At 67.5% G+C, this 10,278-nt stretch carries 10 protein-coding genes and 1 pseudogene; 9 read left to right on the top strand and 2 right to left on the bottom strand.

The window, feature by feature from the left end; genetic code table 11:
* The first annotated feature begins 493 nt into the window (after nucleotides 1-493).
* From ON062_RS06295 to ON062_RS06280, 4 genes are all read left to right on the top strand, one after another.
* Nucleotides 494-841, top strand: a complete 348-nt coding sequence (locus ON062_RS06295; protein ID WP_274646267.1) for a helix-turn-helix transcriptional regulator — start codon at nucleotides 494-496, stop codon at nucleotides 839-841.
* Nucleotide 842: 1 nt separating this feature from the next.
* Nucleotides 843-1,832 (top strand): SRPBCC family protein, encoded by a 990-nt coding sequence (locus ON062_RS06290; protein WP_274646266.1) that lies wholly within the window; start codon nucleotides 843-845, stop codon nucleotides 1,830-1,832.
* A gap of 101 nt (nucleotides 1,833-1,933) precedes the next feature.
* Nucleotides 1,934-3,757 (top strand): beta-galactosidase family protein, encoded by a 1,824-nt coding sequence (locus ON062_RS06285; protein WP_274646265.1) that lies wholly within the window; start codon nucleotides 1,934-1,936, stop codon nucleotides 3,755-3,757.
* 38 nt (nucleotides 3,758-3,795) lie between these two features.
* The gene (locus ON062_RS06280) at nucleotides 3,796-4,641 is read left to right on the top strand and encodes an NAD(P)-dependent oxidoreductase (protein WP_274646264.1); all 846 of its coding nucleotides are present in this window, start codon (nucleotides 3,796-3,798) and stop codon (nucleotides 4,639-4,641) included.
* 29 nt (nucleotides 4,642-4,670) lie between these two features.
* On the opposite strand, the gene ON062_RS06275 is transcribed toward ON062_RS06280, so the two are convergent.
* Nucleotides 4,671-5,033 (bottom strand): hypothetical protein, encoded by a 363-nt coding sequence (locus ON062_RS06275; protein WP_274646263.1) that lies wholly within the window; start codon nucleotides 5,031-5,033, stop codon nucleotides 4,671-4,673.
* Nucleotides 5,034-5,074: 41 nt separating this feature from the next.
* Between ON062_RS06275 and ON062_RS06270 the strand changes: the two genes are divergently transcribed.
* From ON062_RS06270 to ON062_RS06250, 5 genes and pseudogenes are all read left to right on the top strand, one after another.
* Complete coding sequence (locus tag ON062_RS06270) at nucleotides 5,075-5,422, top strand: ATP-dependent DNA ligase (protein ID WP_274646262.1); 348 nt, start codon at nucleotides 5,075-5,077, stop codon at nucleotides 5,420-5,422.
* Nucleotides 5,423-5,455: 33 nt separating this feature from the next.
* The gene (locus tag ON062_RS06265; protein WP_274646261.1) at nucleotides 5,456-6,457 is read left to right on the top strand and encodes a DUF2804 domain-containing protein; all 1,002 of its coding nucleotides are present in this window, start codon (nucleotides 5,456-5,458) and stop codon (nucleotides 6,455-6,457) included.
* 19 nt (nucleotides 6,458-6,476) lie between these two features.
* Nucleotides 6,477-6,998 carry a ribonuclease H gene (locus tag ON062_RS06260; RefSeq protein WP_274646260.1) on the top strand — a complete coding sequence of 174 codons (522 nt, stop codon included), beginning with the start codon at nucleotides 6,477-6,479 and terminating at the stop codon, nucleotides 6,996-6,998.
* 355 nt (nucleotides 6,999-7,353) lie between these two features.
* Entirely contained in the window at nucleotides 7,354-8,358 is a 1,005-nt protein-coding gene (locus ON062_RS06255) for a tocopherol cyclase family protein (protein WP_274646259.1), read from the top strand.
* A 125-nt stretch (nucleotides 8,359-8,483) separates the two neighbouring features.
* A pseudogene (locus tag ON062_RS06250) lies at nucleotides 8,484-8,756 on the top strand (substrate-binding domain-containing protein); the annotation flags it as partial.
* A 235-nt stretch (nucleotides 8,757-8,991) separates the two neighbouring features.
* Here ON062_RS06250 and ON062_RS06245 read toward each other — a convergent pair.
* Nucleotides 8,992-10,221, bottom strand: a complete 1,230-nt coding sequence (locus tag ON062_RS06245) for an MFS transporter (RefSeq protein WP_274646258.1) — start codon at nucleotides 10,219-10,221, stop codon at nucleotides 8,992-8,994.
* Nucleotides 10,222-10,278 lie beyond the last annotated feature (57 nt).

Genomic DNA, 10,278 nt, shown 5'->3' with positions numbered 1-10,278 from the left:
GTCTACAACGCCGAGGACCCCCGCGGGAATTGACACCACGCTATGGGACTCACCCCGCTCCGCGGCCACCCTTGGCACTTCGCCCCCAAGATGTGCCGCCCGTAGACGCAAATTCTGGGGGTGCAACCGGGGACTGCCGGGTGCGGCCCGCCGGCGCGCCGCTCCGCCCCCAGAATGTGCTGTCCGTCGGTGCAAATCTTGGGGGCGCAACCCGGGGGAGGCACCGGGTGCGGCGCGCCGCAGAGATGCCCAGCCACCCCGATCGTTCCGCCCCCAGGATGTGCTGTTCGCGGGTGCAGATTGTGGGGGCGGAAGTCGGGAGTGGTCCAGTTCCTCTCGTTCCGCCCCCAGGATGTGCTGCGGGCGGGTGCAGATTGTGGGGGCGGAGCGTTCGGGTGGGGGCGAGCTGCCGGTCGGGCGAGGGGTGGATGGTCGGATGCGAAGCGCATCGAGTACTTGACAGAGATCCGCGCGCGTCGTAACGTACAACCAAATGGTTGTACAAACTGAGCTCTCCGATGACGAGGTGGACCGGATCTTCCGGGCCCTCGCCGACGCGACGCGCCGTGACATCGTGCGCCGCACCCTGGTCGACGAGCAGTCGGTCTCTGACCTGGCTGCCTCGTACGACATGTCCTTCGCCGCGGTGCAGAAGCACGTGGCCGTGCTGGAGGGGGCGGGTCTGGTGACCAAGCATCCTCATGGCCGCGAGCGCATGGTTCGCGGCAATCCCGAGGCGATCCGCCGGGCGCAGGCCCTGCTCGACCGCTATGAGCAACTGTGGCGCTCGCGCATCGACAGACTCGATGCCCTGCTCGCCGAAGACAACGAAAGGTCCTGACATGCCCATCACACACGTAGACAAGGACGCGACAGCGCTGACGATGACCGTCGTCGCCGAGTTCGCCGCATCCGTCGAGCGACTCTGGAACGCGTACACCGATCCCCGTCAGATCGAGAAGTTCTGGGGCCCGCCGAGCTGGCCGGCTACGTTCTACCGGCACGATGTGTACCCCGGCGGGCGCAGCCAGTACACGATGACCGGCCCCGACGGTGAGCGCTCCAGCGGCTTCTGGGAGTTCCTCGCCGTCGACCCCGGCCGCAGCTTCGAGGTGCGCGACGGGTTCGCGAACGAGGCGGGGGAGGAGAACACCGACATGCCGAGCATGCGCATGACGTTCGTCTTCGACAGTACGGATGCCGGTTCCCGACTAACCACGACGACGTACTTCCCGTCGGCTGAAGCGCTCGAAGAGCTGATCGGCATGGGAATGGAAGACGGCATGCGCGAGGCGATGAGCCAGATCGACGCTGTTCTCGCCGACCTGGCGTCGTTCTCGGCCGAACTCGCGACCGAGGCGCAGATCCTCGACGACACGCATGTGCGGGTCGCGCGGGTGATCCGTGGCAGCGTCGAGGACGTGTGGCGTGCACACCATGACGCGGACCTGATGAAGCGCTGGCTTCTCGGCCCCGACGGGTGGGAGATGACGGTGTGCGACCTTGCGGCATCCGTCGGCGATGACTACCGCCACGAGTGGGCGCCGGTCGCTGGCGGTCCGGCCGATGGAGCGGACGCCTTCGGATTCGTCGGTGAACTGCTCGAGTCGGATGCCCCGCACCGTGAGGTCACGACCGAGAACATGATCGGACTCGAGGGGCCGGGCACGGTCAACGAGATGACCCTGACTCCCGTCGATGGGGGCACGCTGCTGAGCATCGTCGTCACCTACCCGAGCGCCGAAGTGCGCGACATCGTGCTCGCCACCGGTATGACCGACGGCATGGAGACCAGCTACGCGCGGCTCGAAAGCGAGCTCGCCCACGCCTGACCGTCGACCGCGCACGCAACCCGCGCATCGCACGAACGGAAAGCGCATATCGGCCTGACGTCGGTATGCGCTTTCCCTCCTCGCGCGTAGGGTGGGGAGGCGTGACGGAATTCACCATCGGCGATACCGATTTCGAGCTTGACGGACGGCCGCACCGCATCCTCGCTGGCGCGCTGCACTACTTCCGCGTGCACCCCGACCAGTGGGCGGATCGCATTCGCAAGGCACGCCTCATGGGGCTCAACACGATCGAGACGTACGTGGCGTGGAACTTCCACGAGCCCGTGCGCGGCGAGTGGGATGCGAGTGGGCCGAGAGATCTCGCGCGCTTCCTCGACCTGGTGGCGGCCGAGGGCATGCACGCGATCGTGCGGCCTGGCCCATACATCTGCGCCGAGTGGCATAACGGAGGCCTGCCGACGTGGCTCACCGCCATGGAGGGCATCGGTCTGCGCCGTTCGGAGCCCGCCTACCTCGCCGCGCTGACGGAGTACCTCGATCGTGTGTACGAGATCGTCGCTCCACGGCAGATCAGCCGGGGTGGGCCCGTGATCCTCGTGCAGATCGAGAACGAGTACGGCGCCTATGGCAACGACAAGGATTACCTGCGCGAACTCGTCCGCGTGACGCGAGCGGCGGGCATCACGGTACCGCTCACGACCATCGATCAGCCCACAAACGAGATGCTCGCCGCGGGTAGCCTCGAAGGGCTTCACCTCACGGGATCATTCGGCTCGCGCGCGACCGAGAGACTCGCGACGCTCCGCGCTCACCAGAAGACCGGGCCGCTCATGTGCGCCGAGTTCTGGGATGGCTGGTTCGACTGGATCGGCAGTGTGCACCACACCACGAGCGCCGAGGCGTCGGCCGCCGAGCTCGACGCGATCCTCTCGGCAGGGGCATCCGTCAATTTCTACATGTTCCACGGTGGCACGAACTTCGGCCTGACCAACGGGGCAAATCACAAGGGTCGGTATCTGCCGATCACCACGTCGTACGACTACGACGCGCCGCTCGATGAAGCCGGTAACCCGACCGCCAAGTACTTCGCGTTCCGTGACGTGATCGCGAAGTACTTCGACGTGCCCGACGAGGTACCGGCCACGGCGCCGGATGCGCTGACGTTTGACGTGCCGCTTCGGGCAGTGGATGCCAGGGCAGACGCATTTTCATGGACGGATGCCGCCACCGCCGTCTCTGCAGTGCAGCCGCCGACCTTCGAACAGCTGGGCCACGTCAGCGCGCTGGTGCGCTATGAGGCTGAGCTCCCGAGCATGCCGGGCGATGGGTCGTCGGCGGTGCTGGCCTTCGGCGAGGTGCGCGACCGGGGGTGGGTGTCGGTCGACGGAGTGCGCGTGGGCACGCTCGATCGGGCGCGGCACGAGCGGGCGATCGTGATCCCGTGTGGCCGCCGCGTGAGCGTTCTCGTCGAAGAGCAGGGACGCGTGAATTACGACGTGCGCATTGGCGAACACAAAGGGCTCATCGGGCCGGTCGCGGTCGATGGTGTGGCTGTCGAAGGGTGGACGGCTCTGCCGATCGATGTGGAGCAGTGGGCGGCCGCGGTGGTGAGTCCCGCCGTGGCCGAGGCCGCAGGTCGCGTCGATCCGCCCGCGCGACCCGGCTCGGGTGCGCCTGCGGAACCGCCCGTAATCGCCGGCCCGGTCGCCCTCGCGGGTTCGTTCACTCTCGACCAGCCCACGGATCTGTTCCTGGACACTACGGCTTGGGGGCACGGGTTCGTCGCCATCAACGGGTTCCTGCTCGGTCGTTACTCGCAGGTCGGGCCTCAGCGCACGCTGTACGTGCCCGCGCCGGTCGTGCACGCAGGGGAGAACCGCATCGTGGTCCTCGAATTGTCACACGTCACGACGCCGACGGCGCACTTCGTGCCGCGCGCCGACTTGGGGTCGCGCGAAGAGTAGTCGCCCGGCTGTCCACGGTGAGTGACAGAGTGGATGCCATGCGAATTGCCGTCACAGGAGCATCCGGAAAGCTCGGTCGTGTCGTCGTGCAAGAGCTGCGCGCGCGAGATCACGAGGTGATCGCCCTCGATCAGCACGGGGACAAAGGCCCGGGCTTCGTGCGGGTCGACCTGACCGACTACGGGCAAGTCATCGACGCCTTCGCCGGAGTCAATGACCAGCACGCGGGCGTCGACGCGATCGTCCACCTCGCGGCGGTGCCGGCCCCCGGGATCGTGAGCGACGTTGCCACCTTCCACAACAACATGATCGTCACTTACAACGTGTTCCAAGCGGCCAGGCGCCTGGGCATCGGGCGCATCGTCTATGCCTCGAGCGAGACCGTGCTGGGTCTGCCGTTTGATGTTCCGCCGCCCTACATTCCCGTCGACGAGGAGTACGCGCCGCGTCCGGAGAGCACATACTCACTCGTGAAGGTCCTCGAGGAGCGCATGGCGCAAGAGCTGGTGCGGTGGGATCCCACGCTGTCGATCACCGCGCTCCGCCTGTCGAACGTGATGATTCCCGAGGACTACGCGAACTTTCCCGCCTTCGATGCCGACCCGATGCTCCGCAAGTGGAACCTGTGGGGCTACATCGATGCGCGCGACGCGGCGCAGGCGATCGAGCGCGCGCTGGACGCATCGATTCCCGGGTTCGAGGCGTACATCATCGCCGCCGCCGACACGGTGATGCGCCGTTCGAACACAGAGCTCGTTGACGCCGTCTTCCCTGATGTTCCGCGCCAGGGCGAGCTCGGTGAGCACGGCACCATGCTCGGGATCGATAAAGCGCGACGGATGCTCGGCTATGCGCCTCAACACTCATGGCGCGACCACGTGTAGGCCAGTGGCGCGGGGCGCTCCCTTAAGGATCAGTCCTCGGGCGCTACCGAGACCACCTGAGGTGACTCGTCGTCGACGTCGACGGGGCCGGTGTCGAAGTGCTCGGCGATCAGCGAGATTCCGCCGGTGGAGTTCGCCGACGACGCGAGAGCTTCGATCCAGTCGCGGCTGAGCGGCGTCGGCTCAGGGTCGTCGAAGACGAACCGGAGCGGAATTGCGGGATGGATCCACACGGTGCTGCGCCCGCGTTCCTGGTCTTCAGGATGCACCCACGAGACCGTGAAGCTCTCGTCACGACGCAGCTTCGTGGCGATCACCACTTTGAGGTGCGCCAGCGCGCGATCTTCGATGTGGATCGGTGTCGCCGACCCGCCGTAATACAGGGTTCCCACACGCACAGACTAACCCGCGAAATGCCGACTATTCTCGCTGTGTGGGCAGATTTATCTACGACACGATGGCGAACGCCGTCGACATCGACGACCGTACGCTGGCGCACCTGCGTCTCGTTGTCATGAACAAACTCCGCCGGTCGGAAGCCTTCATGTTCGACCACGAGATGCGAGACGGAACCGGGCGCCGCAGTTTCTGGATTCACCCCTCGGTGCCGCTTCAGTTCCAGTTCATCGATCGCCGCCCGCAGAGCATCAACCGCCACTGGGTCGAAGAGCTCATGCAGGCGGCGAGCAGCCCCAACGGCTTGGTGTTGCTGCCCGAACCGACGGAACCCCCTGCGCCGACGAATGGCCAGTTGGTCGACTCGCCGTCCCCGGCCAGCTGACCAGGGTTCCGCAAGAGACCGGATGAGGGATCGATGAGCGCGCGCGAGCGCGAGATCACCGCGCCCGTTTCGCTGACGCTTCGCGGCGGGCGGCTGAACCCGGCAGCGATCGGCTGGGCGCGGCATCCGATCATTGAGACCTCAGGAGTCGGCCGGGGTTTCGGGCGCAACAAACGGTGGGAGTACTGGAACGTCCTCACGCCGACCCATATTCTTGCCCTCACCGTTTCGTCGCTCGACTACGCGGCGGTGCACGAGGTGTGGGTGTTCGACCGCGAGACCGAACAGACCTGGCATCGATCGGCAACGGTGCTGCCGTCGCGGGGTGTGACGCTCGCCCCCACTCTCGAAACTGACAGTTCGTCTGCGCGTGTGCGCGAGCTGAGCATCGACATCGACGAGGTCGAGGGCGGTACTCGGCTGCGCGGCGAGATCCCGGGCGTGCAATTCGACATCGTCGCGCACCTGCCCGCGGGGCATGAGCGGCTCGCAGTTGTCGTGCCGTGGAGTTCGCGACGCTTCCAGTACACGGTCAAGGACGTCGCCCGGCCAGCCGAGGGAACTCTGACGATCGACGGCACGGAACATCGGGTCTCGCCGACTGATGCCTGGGCGGTGCTCGATCACGGGCGCGGCCGCTGGCCCTACGACATCACGTGGAACTGGGGTGCAGGGTCGGGGCGCTCGCACGGCCGGGTGGTCGGCGTGCAATTCGGCGGCCGGTGGACGCAAGGCACCGGCTCGACCGAGAACGCCATGTACATCGACGGGACGATCCACAAGATCAGCGAAGAACTCGAATGGCACTACGACCTCGCGGACCTGATGGCCCCATGGCGGGTGATCGGAGAAGGGGTGGATGCCACCTTCACGCCGTTCTACAACAAGGTGACCCGCACGAATCTGGGGGTCGTGGCATCCTCGACGGATCAATGCTTTGGGGCCTGGAGTGGCACTTTCGCTCCGGAAGCGGGGGAGCCGGTCGCGTTCTCGCAGATCGAGGGCTGGGCCGAGCACGTGCACAACCGTTGGTGAGCCGGGATAGCCTTGCTCGGTGACTGACGAGCAGACATACACCGTGGCCACCGACGGAGCCTGCAAGGGCAACCCCGGGCCGGCCGGGTGGGCCTGGGTCGGCGAAGACGGGCACTGGGCTGCCGGGTCGATACCGCAGGGCACGAACAACATCGGCGAACTGCTCGGGCTGTTGCACGCGATCGAAGATCACGCACACGTGCGGCATCTCATCGTGCAGGCCGACTCGAAGTACGCGATCGACACCTACGCATCGTGGATGGACGGGCACCGGCGCCGCGGCTGGAAGACCTCGGGTGGGCAGCCGACGAAGAACCGCGAGATCCTCGAGCAGTTGATCGCCGTGCGCGATGCGCGTCGGGCCTCAGGGATGCCGGATGTGGTGCTCGAGCACGTGCGCGGCCATGCGGGGCACGTGCTCAACGAGTGGGCCGACGAGCGCGCGGTGCGTGCGTCCAAGCACGCCGCCGAGGGGCGCGCCAGCGCGTGGTCCTCGCACGCCGGGCAGGACGTGCTCGACGTGAGCGCCGCGCCGCGGTAGACGAGCAAGACCCCCGCGTCCCCGCGCACCCGCGGCCGCCCACGCCCAGGTCGGCCGCGCACCGTGCCCCCGCGCCTGACGCGCACCTTGCCCCCGCGCCTGACGCGCACCTTGCCCCCGCGCCTGATGCGCACCTTGCCCCCTCCCGGGTGCTTCCCTTTGCCATGCGCCTCACCGGCACAAGCCGCGTGCCCTCCGTGTAGGGGAGGAGATTTGCGTAGGGGAGGAGCGCGCGGCCCCTCATCATCCTCCCGTTCCTGGATCTCCTCCCGTAGCGGGGGGCGGGGGCGCGGGCGGGGGCGGAGTGCCGGGCGGGCGGGGGCGGAGTGCCGCCGCCCGCGCGTAGGGTGGGCGCATGAGATCTCCCGTCGCGTGGGCTCGCGGGGTCCGGCATCCCGAAGCATTCCATGGACACGGAGTCCGGCACGCCTTCTTCGAAGGCTGGTACATCAAGCTGGTCACCGCCGACCGCGCGCAGCGGTGGGCCGTGATCCCCGGGATCTTTCGCGGGCTCTCCGACGACCAGGGCACGCGCGATGAAGCATTCGTACAGGTGCTCGATGGCCTGACGGGTCGGTCGTGGTACCACCGGTTCGAGCCGTCGCAGTTCCGGGCCAGCGACGACCGGTTCGACGTGTGGGTGGGCGACAATCACTTCTCGCCCACCGGCGTCACGCTCGACCTGCCGCAGTTGAAAGGGCGCGTGGACTACACCTCGCCGATGATCCCGTGGCCGGTCACGCCGGCTGCCCCGGGAATCATGGGCTGGTATGGCTTGGTGCCGTTCATGGAGTGCTTCCATGGCATCGTGTCCTTCGGACATTCGCTTGCGGGAACGCTCGACATCGAGGGGTCTTCGGTGTCGCTCGATGGTGGACGCGGCTACATCGAGAAGGACTGGGGCAAAGCATTCCCTTCCGGGTATATCTGGATGGCCTCCAATCACATCGACACGGACACCGGCGAAGTTGACGCGTCACTGATCGCGTCCGTTGCGATCATCCCTTGGCTGGGGCGGGCATTTCGCGGCTCGATCATCGGATTCCGCCACGGGGGCCGGCTGCACCGGTGGACGACCTACAACGGTTCGAAGGAGCGCTTGCTCACGATCGACGATGCGCGCGTGCGATGGAAGGTCGAAGGCCCCGACGGGGTGTTGTTCCTGGATGCTGCGCGCGTGCGCGGCGGCTTGCTGCACGCTCCGCTGCGAACCGCGATGCACCAGCGGGTCGAAGAGACGCTCGACGCGAGGGTGACGTTCCGTCACGAAAGCCTTGATGGTCGCGTGTTGCTCGAAGGGGTGGCAGAGTGCGCCGGCCTCGAAGTGTTCGGCGACACCGATCGGCTGCTCGCGCTCTAGCCGATGTCGGGATCGGATGCCGGGGCACAAGTCCCGCGCCGCAGCCCCGCGCCACGCCCCTTCAGCGGGCCCGCGTCGAGGCGCGCACCACCAGTTCGGGCGGGAACCGCAGCAAACGCATTGTCGTCGCACTGACCGGTCTCGGCACCCCGAACCAGATGCGTGAGTACGTCGAAGACGGCACGGTGACCGCGTTCGCGCTGTGGAACCCGGCTGACCTCGGCTACCTCGCCGCCTACGCCGCGCAGGCGCTCGTCACCGGTGAGATCGCCGGCGACGAGGGCGACACGTTCGACGCGGGTGACCTCGGCTCGTACGAGGTCGGCGCTGACGGTGTCGTGCTCCTGGGCGACCCGTACGTGTTCGACGCAGACAACATCGGCGACTTCGACTTCTAAGCCGCTGTATCGTTCAGCGCCCGGTCCCCCTGTGGGGCCGGGCGCTGTTGCGTGCCCGCGCCGCGGTGTGGGCGCCTCTCGCGGCAGTAGCTGAGGAAGATTCTGGTGTTGAGGTCGATTTCTCGCGGTGGATCCTCTGCAGGTGAATTCTCCTCATGAGGTGTCGGGTGAGCCGCACCGCGCGCCGCCATGCACCGCGCCGCCAGTGCCCGCGCCGCGACGTCGGTGCCCCGCGCTACCGCCGCGCGAGCGAGGCGTTGAGAATGCCGGCGACGAGCACCACGGCCGCGGCGCTGAGGGGTGCGATGAGGGCGATGCCGGCATCGGCATCCTCTGCGATCCAGCCCGTGAGTGCCGACGCGGCCGACTGGCCGACGACCACGCCCGACCCGAGCATGGTCATGATGGTCGCGGAGCGGCCCTTCGGGCTTCGCGCGGCGGCCAAGCTGTACTGCGTCACGAGCGTCGGACCGATGCCGACGCCGATCACCAGAAGGCACACCGCCATCGCGCCGATAGTGTTGATGAACGGCAGCGCGAGCGTGCCGGCGAACAGGATCGAGGCGAACGTCACCCAGCGTGCGTGCAGTGTGAATCGCGCCGGGAACAGCGCGACGCCCAGGGCCAGGGCCGCTGAGCCGATACCCATTGCGCCGTAGACCAGGCCCGATTGCTCGGCTGCGCCTCGCTCGGCCATGAACGCGGTGAGCGACGTCAGCATGGCACCGAAGAACAGCCCCATGCCCACGGCGCCGGCCACCGTCACCAGCACCTCGGGGCGGAACAGCTCACCCAGCGGCGCCTGATCCTCGGCCTCGTGGTGGGGGACAGGCGTACGAGCGGTCGGATGCAACGCGAACGCGGTCACGAAGACCACCCCGACGATCGCCGCGCCGATGACCGGGGCGGCCGGGTTCAGGGTGGTGGCGAGCAACCCCACGACGACGGGGCCGAACACGAACACGATCTCGTCCGCGGCCGATTCGTACGCCATCGTGCCGTTGAGGGTCTTGCCTCGGCGAGGCCCCGTGAAGGTGCGGTCGATGATCCCCACGAGGCGGCTGCGCGACATGGGGGCGACCTGCGGCATCGTCGCGCCGATGAGGAACGCGACGGCGAGCAGCACCTGATCGGCCGCCGGGCTGAAGGCGAGCCACGCCATGGCGGCCAGCAGTGCACTGTTAGCGATGCCCGAGACGAGGAGGACGCGGCGCTGGCCGTACCGATCCGCGGCTGCGCCGATGAGTGGACCGAACACGGCCGTGCCGAGGCCGGTCATCGCGGCGGTCATGCCGCCGAGCGCGACGGAGTCGCGAGCCGCGACGAGAAGGGTCAGAATGCCGACCACCATCATCGCGAAGGGCAGGCGCGCGATCAGCGCGATGGGAAAGTACCCTGGCCCGGTGGCGCCGATGAGCGTCTCTGCTCGTCGCGTGGGGGTGGGGGCATCCGTCTCAATGGTCATATGAAGCAGTCTCCGCAGCGGAATGGAACGTGGTGCCGCCTTGGTTCGCCGTGGGCG

The organism is Microbacterium sp. C7(2022) (assembly GCF_028823665.1).
Lineage (GTDB): Bacteria > Actinomycetota > Actinomycetes > Actinomycetales > Microbacteriaceae > Microbacterium.
This window is presented reverse-complemented; position numbering and strand designations above follow the sequence as displayed.